The sequence below is a fragment of the Enterococcus sp. CWB-B31 genome (assembly GCF_020567645.1).
GTDB lineage: Bacteria > Bacillota > Bacilli > Lactobacillales > Enterococcaceae > Enterococcus_L.
The window spans coordinates 50,294-70,743 of record NZ_JAJDJW010000014.1; the positions used below are offsets into that span (position 1 = coordinate 50,294).

The 20,450-nt window shown below is 37.5% G+C and carries 20 protein-coding genes; 15 read left to right on the forward strand and 5 right to left on the reverse strand.

What is annotated here, in order from left to right; translation table 11 throughout:
* Nucleotides 1–16 precede the first annotated feature (16 nt).
* The gene (locus LI954_RS12150; RefSeq protein ID WP_202069256.1) at nucleotides 17–727 is read left to right on the forward strand and encodes a response regulator transcription factor; all 711 of its coding nucleotides are present in this window, start codon (nucleotides 17–19) and stop codon (nucleotides 725–727) included.
* Here LI954_RS12150 and citG read toward each other — a convergent pair.
* The 3 genes from citG to LI954_RS12165 form a co-directional block, all read right to left on the reverse strand.
* Nucleotides 724–1,593 (reverse strand): triphosphoribosyl-dephospho-CoA synthase CitG, encoded by an 870-nt coding sequence (citG, locus tag LI954_RS12155; protein ID WP_420705945.1) that lies wholly within the window; start codon nucleotides 1,591–1,593, stop codon nucleotides 724–726. The two genes, LI954_RS12150 and citG, sit on opposite strands and share 4 nt — an antisense overlap.
* Nucleotides 1,589–2,284, reverse strand: coding sequence for a GntR family transcriptional regulator (locus tag LI954_RS12160; protein ID WP_202069257.1), 696 nt, complete (start codon nucleotides 2,282–2,284; stop codon nucleotides 1,589–1,591). The genes citG and LI954_RS12160 overlap by 5 nt, the downstream gene beginning before the upstream one ends.
* Nucleotides 2,285–2,429: 145 nt before the next feature.
* A complete protein-coding gene (locus LI954_RS12165; protein WP_229444609.1) occupies nucleotides 2,430–3,776 on the reverse strand; it encodes a CitMHS family transporter in 1,347 nt (448 codons plus the stop codon).
* Between the two features lie 411 nt (nucleotides 3,777–4,187).
* Between LI954_RS12165 and LI954_RS12170 the strand changes: the two genes are divergently transcribed.
* The 10 genes from LI954_RS12170 to LI954_RS12210 are packed head-to-tail and all read left to right on the forward strand — an operon-like array spanning nucleotide 4,188 to nucleotide 11,891.
* Nucleotides 4,188–4,508, forward strand: coding sequence for a hypothetical protein (locus tag LI954_RS12170; protein WP_229442725.1), 321 nt, complete (start codon nucleotides 4,188–4,190; stop codon nucleotides 4,506–4,508).
* 19 nt (nucleotides 4,509–4,527) lie between these two features.
* On the forward strand, nucleotides 4,528–4,917 hold the full coding sequence (locus LI954_RS12175; RefSeq protein ID WP_229442726.1) for an acetyl-CoA carboxylase biotin carboxyl carrier protein subunit: 390 nt from the start codon (nucleotides 4,528–4,530) through the stop codon (nucleotides 4,915–4,917).
* A 47-nt stretch (nucleotides 4,918–4,964) separates the two neighbouring features.
* The gene (locus LI954_RS12180; protein WP_229444610.1) at nucleotides 4,965–6,080 is read left to right on the forward strand and encodes a sodium ion-translocating decarboxylase subunit beta; all 1,116 of its coding nucleotides are present in this window, start codon (nucleotides 4,965–4,967) and stop codon (nucleotides 6,078–6,080) included.
* Nucleotides 6,081–6,095: 15 nt separating this feature from the next.
* Nucleotides 6,096–6,221 carry an OadG-related small transporter subunit gene (locus tag LI954_RS16115; RefSeq protein ID WP_267491487.1) on the forward strand — a complete coding sequence of 42 codons (126 nt, stop codon included), beginning with the start codon at nucleotides 6,096–6,098 and terminating at the stop codon, nucleotides 6,219–6,221.
* A gap of 13 nt (nucleotides 6,222–6,234) precedes the next feature.
* Complete coding sequence (citC, locus tag LI954_RS12185; protein WP_202069263.1) at nucleotides 6,235–7,245, forward strand: [citrate (pro-3S)-lyase] ligase; 1,011 nt, start codon at nucleotides 6,235–6,237, stop codon at nucleotides 7,243–7,245.
* Nucleotides 7,242–7,550: a citrate lyase acyl carrier protein gene (gene citD / locus LI954_RS12190; protein ID WP_229442728.1), complete on the forward strand. Its 309-nt coding sequence runs from the start codon at nucleotides 7,242–7,244 to the stop codon at nucleotides 7,548–7,550. Before citC ends, citD begins: the two co-directional genes overlap by 4 nt.
* Nucleotides 7,538–8,425 carry a citrate (pro-3S)-lyase subunit beta gene (gene citE, locus LI954_RS12195; protein WP_229442729.1) on the forward strand — a complete coding sequence of 296 codons (888 nt, stop codon included), beginning with the start codon at nucleotides 7,538–7,540 and terminating at the stop codon, nucleotides 8,423–8,425. Before citD ends, citE begins: the two co-directional genes overlap by 13 nt.
* Before the next feature lie 2 nt (nucleotides 8,426–8,427).
* A complete protein-coding gene (gene citF / locus LI954_RS12200) occupies nucleotides 8,428–9,960 on the forward strand; it encodes a citrate lyase subunit alpha (protein WP_202069267.1) in 1,533 nt (510 codons plus the stop codon).
* Nucleotides 9,953–10,504 carry a citrate lyase holo-[acyl-carrier protein] synthase gene (citX, locus tag LI954_RS12205; RefSeq protein ID WP_202069269.1) on the forward strand — a complete coding sequence of 184 codons (552 nt, stop codon included), beginning with the start codon at nucleotides 9,953–9,955 and terminating at the stop codon, nucleotides 10,502–10,504. The genes citF and citX overlap by 8 nt, the downstream gene beginning before the upstream one ends.
* Complete coding sequence (locus LI954_RS12210; protein ID WP_229444611.1) at nucleotides 10,497–11,891, forward strand: oxaloacetate decarboxylase subunit alpha; 1,395 nt, start codon at nucleotides 10,497–10,499, stop codon at nucleotides 11,889–11,891. Before citX ends, LI954_RS12210 begins: the two co-directional genes overlap by 8 nt.
* Before the next feature lie 474 nt (nucleotides 11,892–12,365).
* On the opposite strand, the gene LI954_RS12215 is transcribed toward LI954_RS12210, so the two are convergent.
* Nucleotides 12,366–13,091 (reverse strand): GntR family transcriptional regulator, encoded by a 726-nt coding sequence (locus LI954_RS12215; protein ID WP_229444612.1) that lies wholly within the window; start codon nucleotides 13,089–13,091, stop codon nucleotides 12,366–12,368.
* A 609-nt stretch (nucleotides 13,092–13,700) separates the two neighbouring features.
* On the opposite strand from LI954_RS12215, the gene LI954_RS12220 reads away from it, so the two are divergent.
* The 3 genes from LI954_RS12220 (at nucleotide 13,701) to LI954_RS12230 (ending at nucleotide 17,280) form a co-directional block, all read left to right on the forward strand.
* The gene (locus tag LI954_RS12220; RefSeq protein WP_229444613.1) at nucleotides 13,701–15,011 is read left to right on the forward strand and encodes a PTS sugar transporter subunit IIC; all 1,311 of its coding nucleotides are present in this window, start codon (nucleotides 13,701–13,703) and stop codon (nucleotides 15,009–15,011) included.
* Nucleotides 15,012–15,027: 16 nt separating this feature from the next.
* Complete coding sequence (locus LI954_RS12225; protein ID WP_229444614.1) at nucleotides 15,028–16,446, forward strand: glycoside hydrolase family 1 protein; 1,419 nt, start codon at nucleotides 15,028–15,030, stop codon at nucleotides 16,444–16,446.
* 630 nt (nucleotides 16,447–17,076) lie between these two features.
* Nucleotides 17,077–17,280 (forward strand): hypothetical protein, encoded by a 204-nt coding sequence (locus LI954_RS12230; RefSeq protein ID WP_229442749.1) that lies wholly within the window; start codon nucleotides 17,077–17,079, stop codon nucleotides 17,278–17,280.
* Here the strand turns inward: LI954_RS12230 and LI954_RS12235 are convergent.
* Entirely contained in the window at nucleotides 17,270–18,160 is an 891-nt protein-coding gene (locus LI954_RS12235; protein ID WP_202068140.1) for a MurR/RpiR family transcriptional regulator, read from the reverse strand. The genes LI954_RS12230 and LI954_RS12235 overlap by 11 nt on opposite strands.
* Before the next feature lie 1,273 nt (nucleotides 18,161–19,433).
* Here LI954_RS12235 and LI954_RS12240 point away from each other — a divergent pair.
* Nucleotides 19,434–20,432: a D-isomer specific 2-hydroxyacid dehydrogenase family protein gene (locus tag LI954_RS12240; RefSeq protein WP_229444615.1), complete on the forward strand. Its 999-nt coding sequence runs from the start codon at nucleotides 19,434–19,436 to the stop codon at nucleotides 20,430–20,432.
* The last annotated feature ends 18 nt before the right edge of the window (nucleotides 20,433–20,450 follow it).

Sequence of the window (20,450 nt, forward strand, 5' to 3'; positions counted from 1 at the left end):
TGAAGGAGGAAAGAACGTGAGAAACGAAAAGATTCTTGTTGTCGATGATGATCCGGCGATTCGACGACTAATCTGGAAGTCATTACAATCTACTGGGATATTAATTTATCAAAGTGATTCAGTTGAAAAAACGGTAGACATTATGACCAGAGTAAAATTTGATTTATATTTATTAGATATCTGTTTAGAATATGAAAATGACGGGTATCATCTTGCTCAAATTATTCGAGAAGAAAATCCGCTTGTGCCAATCATTTTTCTTAGCGGGAAGAAAAATGAAGAAGATATTATTGCTGGTCTGGAAATGGGCGCTGATTATTATATGACCAAACCTTTTTTACCGAGCTTATTAAAAGCCCAAGTCATTGCCACACTTGATCGAGGACAAGTACTTAAAGAGCATCGTAGTCAATCCAGGGAAAGTAAAATTGTCGTCGGTGATTTTTGCTTTGATAAAGCACGTTATCAGCTATTTAAAAGAGACGAGCAGATCAAGCTTTCATCAAAAGAAATAAAATTAATGCAGTTTTTTATGGAAAACCCTGATCAGGTCTTTTCAAAAGAACAAATTTATCACAGCGTTTGGGATGACAGTGAGCTGGACGCAAATACAGTCATGGTCTTTATCAATCATTTAAGAAACAAAATTGAAGACGACCCTAAAAATGCGCGATATATCAAAACCGTTTGGGGTTTAGGATACACGTTTTTGCCACATGGGAATTAAAGCAGTCCTTCCAACTGTGCAAAGTAAATCCCCAAGGCTAAAAGATCCGCAGAACCGCCAGGGCTTAAATGTCTCTGAGTTAATAGCATATCATATTGACGGAGTTCATCAAGTAGTTCTTTATTATCAAGAGCTGCTTGATGAATTTTTTTACTCTCTGCCTTTACCGTTTTCCAGGCTTCAAAGCCGCCTCGATGCAATAAATTGCTATCTTCAATTTCGCTCATTAAGAAAATAAGGGCACGTAATAAAGTTTCTTCAAGAGTTGGTGTTTCCAGTTTTCGCAGGTAGGGAAGAAGTTTTTGAGACAGGCTTGGATAACCGGCTGCCGCTTCTCCTCGAATTCCTGTTATTCCGTAGGTCAGATACAATTTTTCTCCATAGGTTAGTGAAGGTTTGCTTTCTAAATCAACAAAATCTTCTAAAACTAAGTGTTGTGTCATTTGACTGGATAAAGCTAAAATTGCTTCACTATCTTTTGCTGACAACGGTAAACGAAAGTTTTCTTTATTTTGAAGATAAAAGCCTGTTGCACCTAAAATTACAGCAAAGGAAAAATTTGCGCCCTTATGAGTATTTACGTTGTTTGTTGCCTGTAGCATCTTCTCCTCAGCAGAAGCGCCTGTTTTTCTAAGTTTTTTAAATAATGCGGCAGGCTCCCCTTGGTGGGAAATCCCTATAGCTACATACTGTTCCAGGAAAGGCCGAAGACTTACAATGCTGTCCATAAATGTAAAGACATCCATATCTGTATGGGCTCCGGTAGTTAAAGGATCAACTAAGCCGGGTTTTGGACTTAAGGTTACTTCATAAAGCAGAGCTTTCTGGGCATAATCTGCAAGATGCTGGGGAAAAAAGGCATTAATCAATTTTTCTGCGCTCCATTTCTGCCAAGATGAACTGCAAGGAGCGATCTAAGTGTTCATGTGTAATTAAGGTAATTTGTTCCACATTTTTTGTTTTCATGCCTCGATAAATAAGCCAGTGTTCTTCAAGCGCTTTGTCTCGTCGTTTGGAGGAACGAATGGCGATATCCCGAAAATAGACGAGATAGGCTTGAAGGTCCAGAACGATGGACTTCAGACGAAGCATTTGGCTTTTTTCGTAGATGAACGCATTAAAATCAGAAAAATTTTGTAAGAGCAGTTCTATTTCATCAGCTTTGTTGTAAGCTTCACCTTGTTCCAACAATTCTTTTAACTTTTCAAAATCTTGTTCGGTCATTTGGTTCATGGCTTTGATTGTAGCCAGTCTGTCCAGTGATTTGCGAATGTCATAAATTTCATAGGCATCTTTTATCCGAATCCCTTTTGCGACGACGCCAACTTTGGGAACATGTTCAACAAGCTTTTCTGTTACTAATTGCCTCATAGCCAAACGAATGGGGGTTCTGCTGATATTTAGTTCTTCTGCAAAAACTTTTTCATTAATCCGAGTATCCGCAGGGATGTCGCCTAGAATAATCGTTTTTCGGAAAGCCTCATAGATTAAAACATTTAATGTTTTATTTTGTGTTAAATCTAAATTCTTACGTACAGCTTCAACAACGTTACTCATTTTTTTCTCCTCATTTCTCATAGTGCAACTGAAATATATACCAGTATAAGAGATTTTGCAAGGGTTTTCAGAAGACACTCATTTAATGTTAATAAAATAGGGACGAGACCGTAAATACGACCCGTCCCATAAAATGCGGTATTGATTATTGTGGAATGAAAAGCGGCATATGACCTAATAGAATAATCGTTACGATGAAGATAATGAAAATTCCTAATGCATATTTTGCAGATTCTTTTTGCCATTGCCCCATATCCAGTCCAGTCAAGCGTAGAAGTAAATAAATGAACGCAACTAGAGGACTTAGTAAATGGAAAGCTTGTCCCATTAGTGAAGCAAGGGCCATTTGCATATCTGTAAATCCATAAGCCTGACCTGCTTCAGCCAGTACAGGGAGAACACCGAAGTAGAAGCCGTCATTTGAGATAAAGAAGGTACCCGGCGCAGAGATGAGTGCAATAACCAAGCCCCAGAACCCAGCCAACTGTTTAGGAATAATTTGAGTGAAGCTGTTTGCTAAAGCTTCAGCCATTCCTGAACCTTGGAATAAGCCCATGAATACACCTGCTGCGAATACTAAGATAACTACTTGAACAGCATCCCCGCCATTTGCCCCAATTCGTGAAGACTGATCTTTTAGAATAGGGTAGTTTACCATTAATGCAATACAAGTTCCGACTAAGAATAACAGCAGCGGAGGAAGAGCAATTGAGTCAATAAATGAGCTGGCAACCAGCCAGGCAATTAAACCAATTGTTAAGATACCATTGAAAATGAAGTTTTTTGGACGGCGAATTTCTAATGTTTCAGGATCTGTGACCGTTGTCATTTCTTCAATTTCTTCATCAGTTAATTCAGTGATTCCCAAGCGTGCACGCTCTTGTTTACCCATACGGCGAGCAACGAAGAAGATAACGTATAAAATAGAGATGATCATTCCTGGAGCTAAGTAGGTAAGGATATCTGCATCAACGTTTAAAACGGCCATAGCTCGTGCAGTCGGTCCTCCCCAAGGAAGCAAGTTCATGATCGTATTTTGTAAAATAATCAAAACACCAAGGTTCATCATTTTCATGTTTAATTTTTTATAAATAGGAATGAATGCAGAACAACAGATTAAAGTAGTCGTAGTTCCGTCACCGTTTAATGAAACTGTAGCCGCTACAATAGCTGTAGCCATTAAGACCTTCATTGGGTCCCCTTTGGCAAAGTGAATCATTTTCTTTGTAATTGGATCAAACAAGCCTGCATCCAGCATAATAGAGAAATATAAGATGGCAAACAGCAACATGATCCCCGTATTAGAAGTTGTTTTGATTCCTTCTATTACAAAATCTCCGATATTTCCTTCCTTTGATACGCCTGCGACCATTGCAACTAAGGTGAATACTAAGGGAATCACAACCAAAGAAGTAAATGGTGACATTTTCTTTTTCATGATTACAAACATGAAGATAATAATCATGGCATAAGATAAAATCGTTAATAACATTTTTTTCTTCCTTTCTACAAATCAATTAATAAGTTCCGTTATTGTAAGCGGTGTCAATCATGATCAATAAAAAAGCCAATTGCTGTAAATCTTTAAATTGAGAGACTGTTGATTTAACTCCGCCCGACGAATATAGAATAAGCAATATTGTGTGTTTAAGATAGATCGTTTTTGAAAAAAGAACAGGAAAAAAACAATTTGGTCTAGTTAATCTTAGGGAATGCTTAACAATATATTAAAAAAGTCTTAACAACCTTGGAACGTTGATTTAAAGCTGTTTGTTGGCGTTTTCTTGTTTTTTTGTCAAAATATGAACAGAAAAAAAACAATAATCTTTCATTTTGAACTACCGAATTGGTCCATTATTACTATAATGTGAATGAGAACGAAAAAATTGAAAGGAGTAACTGCATGGGGATATTTGCACGATTGTTTCATAGAGAGCAACAACCTCCTGAATTACCAACATCGGTTTCTGAAACAACTATCAAAGAAGTGGAAGAATGGGAAGCGGTTCCCCCATATATAGAAGCAAGTGCGGAAGATTATGAGTTGGTGAGTTTGATTGTGACAGCTATTGCTACAGGAGATCAGCCGGAGAGTCAATTTGTTGTTAAGAAGATCCTACAACGGAACCCGGAAGCAAAGCTTGTCTCCTTAATCGCCACAAGCATTGCAGCGGGAACGAATGAGAGTAGTCAATTTGTTATCCGAAAAATTGTAAAAAAATAGAACCTTTGGAGGAAAAATGATGTTACGAAAATTTAAAATTTCAATTGATGGAAAAGAGTACTTGGTAGAAATGGAAGAAATTGGAGGGGTACCTCAACCGACAGCACCTGCTCAAGCAGCTCCGGCAGCACCAACACCAGCGGCACCCGCTCCAGCTGAAGAAGCGGCACCGGCTGTTCAAACAACACAAGCAGGAGCAGATGCGATGCCATCACCTATGCCTGGAACTATTTTGAAAATTTTGGTAAATGTTGGTGACACTGTTCAAGAAAATCAGCCCCTTATGATTTTAGAGGCAATGAAGATGGAAAATGAAATCGTAGCAGGCAAAGCAGGAACCGTTACAGGGATTCATGTGAGTCAAGGAGATATGGTTAACCCAGGTGAATCTCTAATTACCATTCACTGAGAAAGACAGCTTGAAATAAATTTATTTTAAAAGAGGAAGTGACGTTAGTGGAAACACTTATTGAAGGGTTTTTAGGAATGGGTCAAGAGCCAGGACGAATTGTCATGATGGTAATTGGCGGTGTTCTGATGTATTTAGGAATTAAAAAAGAATATGAACCAACGCTTTTGGTTCCTATGGGATTGGGAACGATTTTAGTCAACTTTCCAAACTCTGGTGTATTAAGTGCTGGAGGAGAGGCAGGTCCTTTTCAAGTATTATTTGACATGGGTATCTCAACAGAACTATTCCCACTGCTCTTATTCATCGGTATTGGTGCAATGATTGATTTTGGTCCATTATTGCAAAATCCATTTTTACTATTATTTGGTGCAGCAGCACAGTTTGGAATTTTCTTTACGATTATTGTTGCGGTCTTATTAGGCTTTGAGTTAAATGATGCTGCGTCAATCGGTATTATCGGTGCGGCTGACGGACCGACTTCTATTTTTGTAGCGAATACATTGAATTCAAAATACATGGGTGCAATTATGGTGGCGGCATACTCATACATGGCGCTGGTACCTATTATTCAGCCAGTAGCTATTAAAGCTGTGACAACCAAAAAAGAACGTCGTATTCGTATGAGTTATCGTGCTGGAGAAGTTTCACAAACTGCAAAAATTTTATTCCCAATCGTGATTTCTGTTGTGGCAGGACTTATTGCGCCAGTCTCACTTCCACTAGTAGGCTTTTTGATGTTTGGAAATCTATTAAGGGAATGTGGCGTGTTGGAACGGTTATCAATTACTGCCCAAAATGAGCTGGTTAATATCATTAGTATCTTACTAGGACTATCTATTTCTGTAAAAATGCAATACGAAGAATTTTTACAAGTAGATACATTGATGGTTATTGGCTTAGGTTTAGTGGCATTTATTATGGATTCTATAGGTGGCGTACTATTTGCAAAACTGCTGAACCTGTTTAGAAAAGAAAAAATCAATCCAATGATTGGTGCTGCAGGGATTTCAGCGTTCCCAATGTCCAGCCGAGTGATTCAAAAAATGGCAACAGATGAAGATCCGCAGAATTTTATTCTAATGCACGCAGCAGGAGCGAATGTATCTGGACAGATTGCATCAGTAATTGCAGGCGGCTTATTACTTGCGTTACTTGTTTAAGAAAGGAGAGTCAGTATGTCAGCAGATTTAGCGAAAGCACTTGAATTGCTTGTATTGGGCTGGGGTGGCGTGTTCGGAGTTATTCTAATTATCTACCTTGCATCTATGTTATTAAGTAAGCTATTTCCGATTAAGAAATAAGAAGAGGTTTTTTATGTACGTAATAAAAAGACTATGGCTAAAAAAAGATAAAAAGACCTATGAACAATGGGCAAATCTGATGAATAAAGCGAATTTGAATAAAGATGAAGAACTTGACTATACTGTTGGAATTTATATAGATGATACATTAGCGGCTACAGGTTCTTATTATCACAATATTCTAAAGTGTCTAGTTGTTTGCAAAGACTATCAGGAAGAAAACCTGTTAACTGAAATCGTTCAGCATCTCATTAACCGCTTATCAGAAGAAGGAGAGCATCATTATTTCGTTTATACGAAACCAAGTAATAAACCTGTCTTTCGTTCGTTGGGCTTTCAAACCATTATCGAAACTGCCGATATTCTTTTTATGGAACAAGGATTCCCTGATTTCCAGAGCTATCTTTTGATGTTAAAAAAACATAAGAAGACTGGTTCTGGAAGCGGGATCGTTATGAATGCAAATCCTTTTACAAAAGGGCATCAGTATCTTATCGAAATGGCTTCAAAGCAGAGTAATCAAGTATATGTGTTTGTTCTGTCAGAAGATCGGTCAGAATTTTCATCTCAAGACCGATTAGAGATGGTCAAGCAAGGCGTTGCACATTTAACGAACGTTACCGTTTTGCCAACAAATGATTATCTAGTTTCTTCGGCTACCTTTCCCTCTTATTTTTTAAAGGATGATGCGGTAGAAAGTGTTGCAAGAATGCAGGCAGCAGTTGATGCTCAGCTGTTTAAAGAAAAGATTGCTCCTGTATTAGATATTCAAACACGGTTTGTTGGAGAAGAACCTTATTCAAAAGTGACGGATATTTATAATCAGTCGATGAAAGCTGTTTTTGATGGTTCTTTGGAGTTAGTTGTTCTACCAAGACTGAGTGTCAATGGAGAGATCATTAGTGCAACAAAAGTGAGAGAAGCTTTGCATACTCATGACAGCAAACGATTAATTGAATTTTTACCACCACCAACCGATAGCTATATAAAAAAACAAAAAAATACTAGAGGTGAAAGAACGTGAAAATTACCCAAAGTGCAATGGCAGGAACTGTTGAATCCAGCGATATTATGATTACAGTTGAGCCGATTGAAGAAAAAGAGATTCAAATTTCTTTGGAGAGCAGTGTGGAAAAACAATTTGGGCAACAAATCAGAAACGTAATCAAAGAAACCATAAAAAAACTAGGTGTTGAAGCTGTTCGCGTGACTGCTGTGGATAAAGGGGCGTTAGATTGCAGTATTCAAGCACGAACAATCACAGCAATTTATCGTGCAGCACAAAAAGACACTTATGATTGGAAGGAAATTGACTCATGGAACGCTTAAGAAGAACAATGATGTTTGTACCTGGCGCAAATGCAGCAATGTTAAGAGATGCTCCGCTTTATGGAGCTGATTCAATTATGTTTGATTTGGAAGATGCGGTGTCTTTAAAGGAAAAAGATTCAGCACGTATATTGGTTCATTTTGCTTTGAAAACGTTTAATTATGAGAATGTAGAAACCGTTGTACGAATTAATGGATTGGACGCAGGCGGCGCACAAGATGTTGAAGCAATGGTTTTAGCTGGTGTAGATGTTATTCGCTTACCGAAAACTGAAACAGCACAGGACATTGTCGATGTAGCAGAGGTTATTACTGCTGTAGAAGAAGCAAATCAGATTCCAGTTGGAACAACCAAGATGATGGCAGCTATTGAATCAGCAGAGGGGGTCTTGAATGCCCGGGAAATTGCCAAAGCTTCTAATCGGTTGATTGGTATTGCTTTAGGGGCAGAAGATTATGTAACAAACATGAAAACAAGACGTTATCCAGATGGACAGGAACTTTCTTTTGCCCGTAATATGATTCTTCATTCTGCAAGAGCAGCGGGAATCGCGGCAATTGATACAGTATATTCTGATGTCGATAATGTAGAAGGCTTTCAGGCAGAAGTTCAACGCATTAAACAATTGGGCTTTGATGGTAAATCAGTCATTAACCCGCGTCAAATCCCTTTAGTAAATGCGATTTATACACCAACAGAAAAAGAAATTCAAAATGCCAAAGAAGTTATTTGGGGGATTCGTGAAGCAGAAGCCAAAGGTTCAGGTGTCATTTCTGTTAATGGGAAAATGGTGGATAAACCAATCGTTGAACGGGCACAACGAGTAATTGCTTTAGCAAAAGCTGCGAAACTGATTACTGGGGAGGATATTTAGTCATGGTTATGAATAAAGTAGGTAAAGAAATCCCTCAAGTATACGCCGATCAATATGGTGTTTTTGAAGGAGAATTAGCACATATTGCTGAGTATAACGAAGCCAGTCGCAAAATTAAGCCTGTTCGACCAAGAGATTCAAAGCTTTTAGGAAGTATTCGCGAAGCAATTGAAAAAACAGGTTTAAAAGATGGAATGACTATTTCTTTCCACCACCATTTTCGTGAGGGAGATTTTGTCATGAATATGGTTTTAGAAGAAATTGCCAATATGGGTATTAAAAATCTTTCCATTGCACCAAGTTCTATTGCCAATGTCCATGAACCGTTAATTAATCATATCAAAAATGGTGTGGTTACAAATATTACTTCAAGTGGTTTACGTGATAAAGTCGGTGCTGCTATTTCTGAAGGGATTATGGAAAATCCTGTTGTTATCCGTTCGCACGGAGGACGGGCACGTGCTATTGCAGCAGGGGATATTCATATTGATGTTGCTTTCTTAGGGGCTCCTAGTTCAGATGCTTATGGAAATTCAAATGGTACTGTTGGTAAAGCGACATGTGGTTCTTTAGGATATGCGATGATTGACGCAAAATATGCAAATCAAGTCGTAATTATTACCGACACACTTGTTCCATTTCCGAATACACCGATTAGTATTCCTCAGACAGATGTTGATTATATCGTTGAAGTTGAAGCCATTGGTGATCCAAGTGGGATTGCCAATGGAGCTACTCGATTTACAAAAAATCCTAAAGAGCTGCTAATTGCGGAATATGCGGCAAAAGTGATCACCAGCTCTCCTTATTACCAACAAGGGTTTTCGTTCCAAACAGGGACAGGCGGCGCAGCATTGGCAGTTTCAAGATTTTTACGTGATGCGATGATTAAAGATGACGTTACAGCGAGTTTTGCGCTAGGTGGAATTACAAATGCGATGGTAGAATTGTTGGAAGAAGGACTCGTTGAAAAAATTATCGATGTGCAGGATTTCGATCATCCATCTGCAATATCGCTGGGGAAAAACAGCAATCACTATGAAATTGATGCGAATATGTATGCTTCTCCTTTGAGTAAGGGAGCTGTAATTAATCAATTAGATACAGCTATTTTGTCTGCACTGGAAATCGATACCAATTATAATGTCAATGTAATGACAGGGTCAGATGGGGTTATTCGTGGTGCTTCTGGCGGTCATTCCGATACTAGTATGGCATGTAAGATGAGCTTGGTCATTTCTCCGCTGGTTCGTGGTAGAATACCGACAATTGTTGATACGGTGAATACAGTGGTAACGCCTGGAACGAGTATTGATGTTGTTGTTACTGAGGTGGGGATTGCGATTCATCCAAATCGTCAGGATTTGATTGACCATTTCAAAGAGCTGGATGTTCCTCAGTACACGATTGAAGAGCTGAAAGAAAAAGCGTACAGCATTGTTGGAACACCCGAAGCGATTCAATATGGAGAGAAAGTCGTTGCACTGATTGAATATCGAGACGGCACATTGATTGATGTTGTAAAAAATGTATAGCTCCTTATTCGATGGACCGGAGATTTCCTTAATGGAAGCATTGGATGCGAAAGAGAGGCGTGTGCATGTACAAAAAGAATTGTTGATCTCTGATCCGCAATACACACTTTTATCTGCAACAATGAATATTCCCGGATCTGTCAAAACGTCAATAGAATTGGAAAAAGCATTTAAACAGGTCACAGACGAGGTTGAGATATGTGTTTCAGATGTGGTTACTCTTGTTAATGTGTATCGTAATGAAAAAACCGGGTATGAATATTTTTTATTGGTGCCGCTGACAAAAGAAGAACTAAAAAAACGAATGATTAAATTAGAGGAAACCCATCCATATGGGCGTTTAGTGGATTTGGATGTTTTGTGGCTGGATAATGGTGAGATCAAAAATATTAGCCGTGAACAGTTGGGGTATCCTAAACGAAAATGTTTTCTTTGTGAAAAAGATGCAAAAGTTTGTGGCCGCTCACGCACGCACTCGGTGGAAGAGCTGCACAAAAAAATTCATGAGTTAATTGAAGAAGGAAGGATACAAGCAAATGACTAAAAAAATTCATTTTATGGAAACAGTCTTGCGTGATGGGCAACAAAGCTTAATTGCTACGCGAATGCCTACCTCAGACATGTTGCCAATAATCAAAACGATGGATGAAGCGGGCTACCATTCATTAGAAATGTGGGGCGGAGCGACGTTTGATTCTTGTATTCGTTTCTTAAATGAAGACCCTTGGGAACGTCTGCGCCAAATTCGTGCAGAAGTGAAACAAACAAAATTACAAATGCTGCTCCGTGGACAAAATCTGCTGGGGTACAAAAATTATTCAGATGATGTGGTCAGAGAATTTGTTGAAAAATCGATTAAAAATGGGATTGATATTATTCGTGTCTTTGATGCGCTCAATGATACACGTAATCTAAAAACATCGATTATCACAGCAAAAGAAGCAGGAGGGCATTGTCAAACGGCTATTTCTTATACAACAAGTGAAATTCATACGGTTGATTATTTTGTAGAATTGGCTAAAGAAATGGCTGATACTGGTGCGGATTCAATTTGTATTAAGGATATGGCTGGGGTTCTTACTCCTCAAACTGGCTACGAGCTAGTCAGCCGTATCAAAGATACCGTTGATTTACCGTTAGAAGTGCATACACATGCGACAAGCGGCATCTCAGAAATGACTTATTTGAAAGTTGCCGAGGCTGGGGCAGATGTGATTGATACAGCAATTTCATCTTTTGCTGGCGGCACAAGTCAGCCTGCTACAGAGTCTGTTGCCATTGCACTGGAAGAAATGGGTTACGATACGGGATTAAATATGAAGAAGATAGCAGAAATAGCAGAGTATTTTAACCCAATTCGTGATCGTTTTCGTGAAGAGGGGATATTGAATCCTAAAGTGAAAGACGTAGAACCAAAAACATTGATTTATCAAGTGCCTGGTGGTATGTTGTCCAATCTATTGAGTCAGTTAACTGAACAAGGCTTGCAGGATAAGTATGATGAAGTATTGGCGGAAGTGCCAAAAGTTCGAGCAGACCTTGGATTTCCTCCTTTAGTCACACCGTTATCTCAAATGGTTGGTACACAGGCGTTGATGAATGTTATTTCTGGTGAACGCTACAAGCTGGTACCGACTGAAATTAAAGATTACGTTCGTGGTTTATATGGACGTCCTCCAGCACCTATTTCAGCTGAAATTCAAGAAACAATCATTGGCAATGAGGAAGTAATCACTGAACGTCCAGCTGACTTGATTGCACCTCAACTGCCTGGGTTCAGAGAAGAAATTAAAGCATATGCAAAATCTGAAGAAGATGTTTTAATGTATGCACTCTTCCCCCAACAAGCGAAAGATTTCTTAGGTCGGCGTGAAGATCCGTTTTATGATGTACCAATCCAAACGGTTGAAGTGAAAATTGATCTGTTTTAAAAAGAGGAGGTTGTGACAGAAGTGTTCAGCTCCGAGAATTAAGCTGGATAATCTGAAAATAGCTTCTCATATTTTTGAGATCATTCAGTTTAATTCCGAGAGAGCTGCTTCTGCGTCTACGGTTCTCACTACACCTCGTTTCGATCTCATCAATTTCTAAATGGCAAAGCCACTAAGAATTGAAGGACTTCGTTCCTATCCTCGAAGCATGGAGGGGCTTTGCTCCTACGCTTCTTCGAATGCTCGTCGCATGTCTGGGGGGCATGTAGGAACTTGCTTCTACGCTTCTTCGAATGCTCGAATCATACAAAGACTGGCACACCGTTTATTCGGTTTTAAGGGACTAGTACAAACTTATGTCACAGCCCCTTGAATAATGTAAAAAAAATAGTAAGAATCCTCTCGTTTATAGGCGCAACAGAGCTTATAAACGAGGGGATTTTTTATTTTACACTAATTTGCTAATGAAAAGATTTACAAGTGGTAAATATGTTTGCTGAACTTATTAATAACGGTGATATCTCCTTTGTCGTACCGATGTCTTGTTTGGGAATATTCAAATGGAATTTCATTATCTAAATAAACTGTTTGTTCGATTTCCAGAACCGGATCATCTGCTTGACAATGGAGATGATCAATATCATATTGATCGGGCTTGTCTGCCTTAATCCGTCTATGGGATTTTCCAAAATTCAGGCGTAATTCTTCTTGAATATACTGATAAACGGAATGTTTCAGAATATCTTCAGTAATTCCAGGAATAAGGAGTACTGGCATTACAGTGTACTCTAGAGCTAAAGGTTCTTCATCTAATATACGCAGGCGAATAATATCGTAAACAGGATCATTCTTTTGAAGCTTTAGTTTCTCTTGGTCCTTCTCACTGGGAAAGGTTACTTCAAAAGAAACGATTTTGCTGTCCAGTTTTCCTAGATGGCCGAGTTTTTTTGTCATTCCGCCATAGCTGGTTGCATCATAATCATAGACAGATTCAGGACCTTTTACAAAAGATCCTGAGCCTTGCCTGCTTTCGATGAATCCTTCAATTTGCAAATGCTTTAAAGCTTTTTGAATCGTTACGCGACTTGTGTTATAGATTGTAGCCAACTCCGTTTGATTAGGCAGTCTGGATTCTTTCGGATAAATTCCATCAATGATTTTCTTTCTAAGATCTGTTGCAATATACTGATAAAATGGCATTTTTTTCTCCTTAATCTTTAGTAGGACTAGCGAGAGGGTAGGTGTAAGCATTCATTCCTTTTTATGAAAGGGTTTTTGTGGAAGGGGAGGGCTGCTGCTCCTCCGGTTCTCGCTATGCTGCGATCCTCGTCGCAAAGCACAATACTAGAATCGCTTTCCTCCGGTTCTCGCTACGCTGTGATCCTCGTCGCAAAGCACAACACTAGAATCGCTTTCCTCCGGTTCTCGCTACGCTGTGATCCTCGTCGCAAAGCATAACACTAGAATCGCTTTCCTCCGGTTCTCACTGTGTTACGATCCTCATCGCATGTCTAATGGGCATACAAGACTAGCTGCCAGTTTTGCTTGTGCAGGAACAACTAGCTGAATGGTAGACAATCAAGAGTGCGTAAGCATTCTCCCTTAATTAGATGAATTTGTAAATGCATAAGTTTACAAATTTTTAGTATAAATTAATTTGAATTTACAAATGTCTTTCCATGTATTAAATTAACGATGTAATCGATTGCAAAAAAAGAGATATTCGCGTTTTTATTCCTTGCTTCTTCAAATTTGTAAGGAAAGTATACCATAGTTGGAAATGTATATTAAGTATTGAGGAGGACTATTATGAAAAATGGTTTTATGGAAAAACTTACCGAAGTTCTCGGAAAGTTTGCAACTAAGATTAATTCGTTACGATATATCATGGTGATAAAAAATGCTTTTGCATCTTTAATACCTGTAATCATTACAGGTGCATTTGGTACCTTGTTTTCAGCAATGGTATTTGATAGTGATAATGGCTTGGCTCGTATTAGTGCGTTAGGTTTTTTAGCTGATTTAAAGCCTATTTCGTCAGCAATCAGTTATGTTACCTTAAGCTTTCTAACAATTTATGCGGTCTTTTTAATTGGTATTGAGCTGGCAAAATTAAACAAAGTAAACGGGATTTTCCCTGGGATTATTGCTGTGATGAGTTATCTTTCTGTTAATCCCTTTGTCTATGAATTTGTTAATGCAGAGGATGTCAAAGTCATTGCAGAAAATGTTTTGGCGAAGCAATATACGGATACAAAAGGACTTTTTCTGGGAATGTTTGTTGCAATCACTTCAATAGAATTATACTGTTGGTTGGGCAGACAAGATCGACTCAAACTGAAAATGCCTGACACTGTTCCAGCAAATGTATCAGAAAGCTTTTCATCTTTATTCCCGACCATATTAACCATTGCTATTATTGCTACAGCAGGCTTTGTTATTAAAGCACTAACTGGAATGTATGCTTACAATATTATTTATAACATCATTCAAAAACCATTAGAAGGAATTGTCCAAGGCTTACCGGGTATTTTACTGTTAATGTTGATTGCTCAGGTTTTTTGGGTAATTGGTATTCATGGAAATCAGATGGTTAAACCTGTACGTGAACCGTTGCTTCTTGCAGCGATTGCTGTCAATACTGAGGCGTTTGAAGCAGGTAAAGAGATTCCTAATATTATTACGATGCCATTTTGGGATATGTATATGAGTATGGGCGGTTCAGGTGTAACAATCGGACTTTTAATTGCTGTTTTACTTGTTAGTAAGAGAGAGGACATGAGAGAAATAACCAAATTATCACTGGCACCTGGAATTTTTAATATTAATGAACCAGTAATATTTGGGATGCCAATTATGCTTAATCCAATTCTGGCAATTCCGTTTATTGTTACACCATTGGTCACTGGAACGATTGGCTATATCGCTACATCCATTGGTTTTGCAGCAAAAGCAGTCGTTATGGTTCCTTGGCCAATGCCGCCAATTGTCAATGCTTATCTGGCAACCGCAGGCGATATGGGTGCCGTTTTAACCCAAATTATTTGTATCATTGTATCAATATTGATCTACTTACCTTTTGTAAAAATATCAAACAAAGTAACCACTGAAGTTGCTTAGTTCTAGGAGGAAAAACATGGAAATCAGAATTCCAAAAAAATTTATCATTGGTGCCGCTTCTTCTGCTTGGCAAACAGAAGGATGGAAAGGAAAAAAGGAGGGGCAGGACTCATTTTTAGATAGTTGGTATAAAAATGAAAAGTTTGTTTGGAATGAAGGCTATGGTCCAGCTGTAGCTACAAATTTTTTTGAAGAGTATGATAAAGATATTGCATTAATGGAAGAAATTCATTTGACGCACTATCGAACCTCTATCAATTGGGCACGTTTTTTTACAGACTATGAGAATTTGATTGTGGATGAAGAATACGCAAGTCATATTGATGAGGTGATTAATTCATTGATCAAAGCGGGGATTGAGCCGATGATTTGCTTGGAACACTATGAAGTTCCTGAATATCTGATGAAAGAGTACGACGGCTGGTCATCTAAAAAAGTATTGGAACTATATGTAGCGTATGCTTGTATTGCATTTAAACGTTATGGAGATCGAGTAAAACAATGGTTTACGTTTAATGAACCAATCGTTATTCAAACAAGGTGCTATTTAGATGCTGTACGTTGGCCTCATGAACAGAATACTAAAAAATGGATGCTTTGGAATTATCACAAAGCATTAGCGACTGCTCGAGTAGTGGAAGTTTACCATCAAGAACAATATGATGGAAGGATTGGCTGCATTATAAATCCTGAAATGGTTTATCCAAGATCCAGCTCTGCTGAAGATCTCCATGCAGCAAAGATCTATGATCTATTTTTTAATAAAGTCTTTTTTGACCCAATGATTAATGGCACCTATTCTAAAGAGCTAATAGAATTATGCAAAGAGCATGATATCTACTTCGATCCAACAGAAGAAGAATTAGAGGTAATAGGAAAGAACACCGTTGATTTTTTAGGTATCAATCAATATTATCCGAAGCGAGTCCGCTCACCACGCTATCAATGGAATGAAAATACGCCTTTCCACCCAGAAAGATACTACGAAACGTTTGATCTTCCTGGGAAACAAATGAATAACTCACGTGGCTGGGAAATTTATCCGGAAATTATGTATGATCTGTCCATGTATCTGAAAAACAATTACAAACCTATCCCTTGGCTGATTACTGAAAATGGAATGGGGAGAGAACAAGAAGAACAATACCAAGATGATGCTGGTGTTGTACAGGATGATTATCGCATTGCATTTATCTCTAAACACTTGTACCATTTGTTTCGAGGCATTGAAGCTGGTTCGACTTGTGAAGGGTATATGTTATGGGCATTTACAGATTGTGTCTCTCCAATGAACGCATTTAAAAACCGATATGGACTGGTGCGTATAGAACTGGATGAAGATAGAACCAGAACACTTAAAAAATCAGCTTATTGGTATCAGACACTCATAGACAATCGAATCCTGAAAATGCCAGACATGGAAGAATTTAAATAGAGCTTTGATAAAAAAACAAGATAGAGCAGCTCGAAACCTCTATCATGGCTAATGAAACCTTTGGAAAAAAACAGTTGTCGTAACTATTACAATTTTTAGTCTGGGATATAAGCCTATTAATTGGGCAGACAATAAGATACGGTTTCCTTTGATGAAGAAATAGGAAAGTTATTTTTTAAAGCTTATGAACACTGACGGGTATGATATTTCAGCGGATAACTTACCCGCTAACTCTAGTATGTACATGATAAAAGTATACAGAAAATACAAACAAAAAAGCTTGAAACAAAGTGAAAAATAGATAGCCAAAAAATGGGAAGCACAGAAGAAAAAAAGCAGCATCCAGCTAAGCAACAGGTTCCTGTATACTTGGCTGGATGCCTCTCTCTTTACAGAGAAACAAACAGGATGTTCTATGGTTTCAACTGTCCGTTTTTAAAACGGACAAACTTCTCCATAATAATGAAGAGCAGTTTTCGGACTTTTGCTGTGTTAATATATTTTATTATCATTACTGCCAGAAAAGAGAAGTGATTAAATTGGTTTGTTCCACGACAAAAGCATGAAAAAATAGCTGCAAAATAAAGTCGAATGCCTCTAATAAACAACTGTAGATGGAGGCAGCCAGCCGTGAGTGACTTGGTAAAAATCGTGCTGAGGCACTCACTAAATGAAGTCAAACCAAGAGTAACACAAGAAGTACGCTTGGTCATTTCTCATTTGCTTTTAGAGCTGCGTCTGTCTTCCGTTGCTTACCGAGGTGTTTTTACAAAACCTAAATTCTTGAAAGGATTATTTTGTATTATTCTTCAAGTGAAAGCTTCTAAGGTGTAAAATTATAGGGATCTGTTTTGGTAGTACTGATGTTGTCTCTAATCTTTTTGATTGATTCGATGTTCTGATCATAGTTGTGGTGCATAACATTTGTATATAAAATATCCATCACCGTTAGATAGCTGATTCTGGAAGCCAGTGATTCTGTTCTAAAAAGTGTTTCTTCGGTTAAAACAATGATTGCCTGATTGGCTAAAGTAACAAGCTCAGATCCGCTGTTGCCAGTTAAAGCAATGATCGTTGCCGATGTTTTTTTTATTTGTCTCGCCAGGTTTACAGATTCTTTTGTTTGTCCTGAATGAGAAAAAATGAACACGCAATCTTCACTTGTTAGCTTTGTGGCGAAGCCCAGCTGCATATGATAGTCAAAAATATAATTACAGCGATATTTAGTTCGGATAAATTTATGGAAACTATCAAAAGCAACAATGGAAGATCCTCCAAGTCCAAAAAAATGTAATGTTTTAGCTGAATAAATCAGCGATAAAACCTTGTCAAGCAATTCTTCAGTTAAAAAGTGAGTGGAATTGCTTAATGAATAAATATTTGATTGTAACACTTTTTTGGCAATATCAATACTGGAATCTTCTGGATGAATATCTTCTGCACCTGTCATATAATTTAAATTATGGAAGGTAGGCTGGTAATTTGAATTACGGGCAATATCGATTTTAAAATCTTGAAAACCACTATAACCGATTTTTTTAACAAACTGATAAATAGAAGACTGAGAAACACCAATGTCACTGGCCATTTCCTCTAATGTTTTTCGAGAGATCAGCTCGTCTGATTGGACCAAATAATCAGCAATTTTTTGCTCAGTTTCGCTAAGATTTCCCTTTTTTAATCTAATTCGTTGATCTAAATAATGGTTTTTCATAATGACCTCCATCTGGATTTCTACTGCATTCTAAACGTCAACCTAAAGGAGTTTAGTAGAAAGCAGCGACCTGCTGCATAACATTCGCTAAAACATCATTGATAAGAAATAAAATCAGTACAGGTGCAATCAAAAGAAAATATTTGAATTGTGAATACGTACTATTCTTTCACCTGTTTAAGTAATAGCAAGCACGAAAGACGAGAAATAATAGAATTTTGTAGAAAGTTGAGTATATTCAGCTTTCTAGTCCGGAGTTGTTTTTAGATCTTTAAATGAATTAAACTGCCATTTTTCAGCTTATCTAAGCTACACATCTAATAATTAATTTATCAATAGGAGAGTAAATCCAGCTAAAGCAATTAACAAAAAAAGTAAGTGATTTATCTAATCGGACTCATTTATTATTATAGAGAACAAAATCATAAAAAACAATTTTTATTTTTATTGACGTTTAGAAAAAAAGTTTCGGTTAAATAAATTGAAAAATTGTATATATTTTCAGCTGTCGGTTCTAAGAACTGAAAAAATATGCTTAGATTTCAAGGAGAAATGACAGAGCAATTTTTATTTTTGTCTTTCCCCTGATTGATGCTAAGGCATTCTTTATTTAGGTTATTATATAACATCAGCATAGAATTTATATATATTACATACTTATGTAGTCACTTATTTTTCAAATATATTTGTAGGTTGGTATCTACTGTTATTATTATAAAAAAACGAATATGAATTGAATCTTATCACTGTCATCTGAATTTTTTTTGTTCTAATTATTCGTGGTTGAGTAAAGAAGGACTTTTTTTAAAATTGTATTTTTTTATTAGATTTGTCGTATTTATTCATATTTATGAATTCGTTTTCAATGCTGCTGATTAGAGCTTTTGAAGGATGAAAATAAAAAATATTTTTTATTAACTGAAAACATTTACATAATTTTTTTTATGAAGTACTATCTAGATATAGAAAGAAGAACAGAAATCGTCAAAACAATTTTTTTCGTTCTTTAATCAGTAATTTAAAAAGCGGCGTATTGCAGAGGGGTGAACTATTCTATGTGGAGAAATATTGATTCCCTAATTTCTGTAACAAAGCTGTTCAGTGAAGGAGGAGATGAGAAAGTTTGCTAGGGTTATTTTAGGAATAGATGATTAAGAAGTGCTTTTAGTGAAAAGGCTTACAAAAAAATCGAGAGAACAAATGCGCAGACAGCTTGGTCAAACTGAAAATGAATAGCAAGGGAGCTAGATTAAAGAAGGAGTTAGATAGAGATATGTCGAAATATAAGATTGCAATTGTTAATTCCAGTAGCTTTGGTAAAATTTTCCCCAAACATATTGAAAGGCTAGAAAAAATCGGTCAGATCAAACATTTTACTGTTGATGGTGAGATTCCTGGACGAGAACTTGCTGAACTTCTTCAAGGCTACAATATTATTATTGCAAGTGTTACGCCATTTTTTACACAAGAATTTTTTGCTTATAAAGATGAACTTATTCTAATTACAAGACATGGAATCGGCTACAATAATATTGATATTCATGCAGCTGAAAAGCACAATACAATCGTTACAATTATTCCGGCTCTTGTTGAACGTGATGCAGTTGCTGAGAATAATATAACTAATTTGATGGCTGTTTTACGCTGTACAACAAAAGCGGATCAGCGTGTACGAGAAGATCGTTGGGAAGATCGGGCCCAATTTGTTGGTCGGGCGTTATTTAATAAGACAGTTGGAGTCATTGGAGTCGGTAATACAGGCAGTGGAGTAGTGGAAATTGTCCGCAATGGCTTTCGCTGTGATGTTTTAGCTTATGATCCATATAAATCTGCTTTGCATATTCAAAGCTTTGGCGCCAAAAAAGTGGAGTTGGATGAGCTGCTTGAATCATCAGATATCATTTGTTTATGTGCGAATCTGACAGAAGAAAATTATCATATGATCTCAGATAAAGAGATTGAAAAGATGAAAGACAATGTTTATATATCAAACAGTGCGAGAGGTGCTTTAGTTAGTGAGGAAGCAATTATTAAAGGCTTAAGCTCTGGAAAAATCGCAGGGTTTGCTACAGATGTTTTAGAAGAAGAACCAGGACGAAAAGATCATCCATATCTTTCTTTTGAAAATGTGGTTATGACTCCGCATACTTCAGCCTATACAATGGAATGTCTGGAAGAAATGGGTGAAAAATGTGTTCGTGATGTAGAGAATGTCGTTCAGAGGAAATTACCAGAACGAGCGGTACAGCCGAATAGTGCCTACATTGCGTAGAAAGTAGGGAGTGTTTGA

Bases quoted from the DNA above. Each gene is read 5' to 3' on its own strand.
- LI954_RS12175 (WP_229442726.1), top strand. From the start codon at position 4,528: ATGTTACGAAAATTTAAAATTTCAATTGATGGAAAAGAGTACTTGGTA.
- LI954_RS12165 (WP_229444609.1), bottom strand. From the start codon at position 3,776: ATGTTATTAACGATTTTATCTTATGCCATGATTATTATCTTCATGTTT.
- LI954_RS12215 (WP_229444612.1), bottom strand. From the start codon at position 13,091: ATGCCATTTTATCAGTATATTGCAACAGATCTTAGAAAGAAAATCATT.
- LI954_RS12225 (WP_229444614.1), top strand. From the start codon at position 15,028: ATGGAAATCAGAATTCCAAAAAAATTTATCATTGGTGCCGCTTCTTCT.
- citF (WP_202069267.1), top strand. From the start codon at position 8,428: ATGGTTATGAATAAAGTAGGTAAAGAAATCCCTCAAGTATACGCCGAT.
- citX (WP_202069269.1), top strand. From the start codon at position 9,953: ATGTATAGCTCCTTATTCGATGGACCGGAGATTTCCTTAATGGAAGCA.
- LI954_RS12210 (WP_229444611.1), top strand. From the start codon at position 10,497: ATGACTAAAAAAATTCATTTTATGGAAACAGTCTTGCGTGATGGGCAA.
- LI954_RS12220 (WP_229444613.1), top strand. From the start codon at position 13,701: ATGAAAAATGGTTTTATGGAAAAACTTACCGAAGTTCTCGGAAAGTTT.
- LI954_RS12170 (WP_229442725.1), top strand. From the start codon at position 4,188: ATGGGGATATTTGCACGATTGTTTCATAGAGAGCAACAACCTCCTGAA.
- citE (WP_229442729.1), top strand. From the start codon at position 7,538: ATGGAACGCTTAAGAAGAACAATGATGTTTGTACCTGGCGCAAATGCA.
- LI954_RS16115 (WP_267491487.1), top strand. From the start codon at position 6,096: ATGTCAGCAGATTTAGCGAAAGCACTTGAATTGCTTGTATTGGGCTGG.
- LI954_RS12235 (WP_202068140.1), bottom strand. From the start codon at position 18,160: ATGAAAAACCATTATTTAGATCAACGAATTAGATTAAAAAAGGGAAAT.
- LI954_RS12240 (WP_229444615.1), top strand. From the start codon at position 19,434: ATGTCGAAATATAAGATTGCAATTGTTAATTCCAGTAGCTTTGGTAAA.
- LI954_RS12160 (WP_202069257.1), bottom strand. From the start codon at position 2,284: ATGAGTAACGTTGTTGAAGCTGTACGTAAGAATTTAGATTTAACACAA.
- citC (WP_202069263.1), top strand. From the start codon at position 6,235: ATGTACGTAATAAAAAGACTATGGCTAAAAAAAGATAAAAAGACCTAT.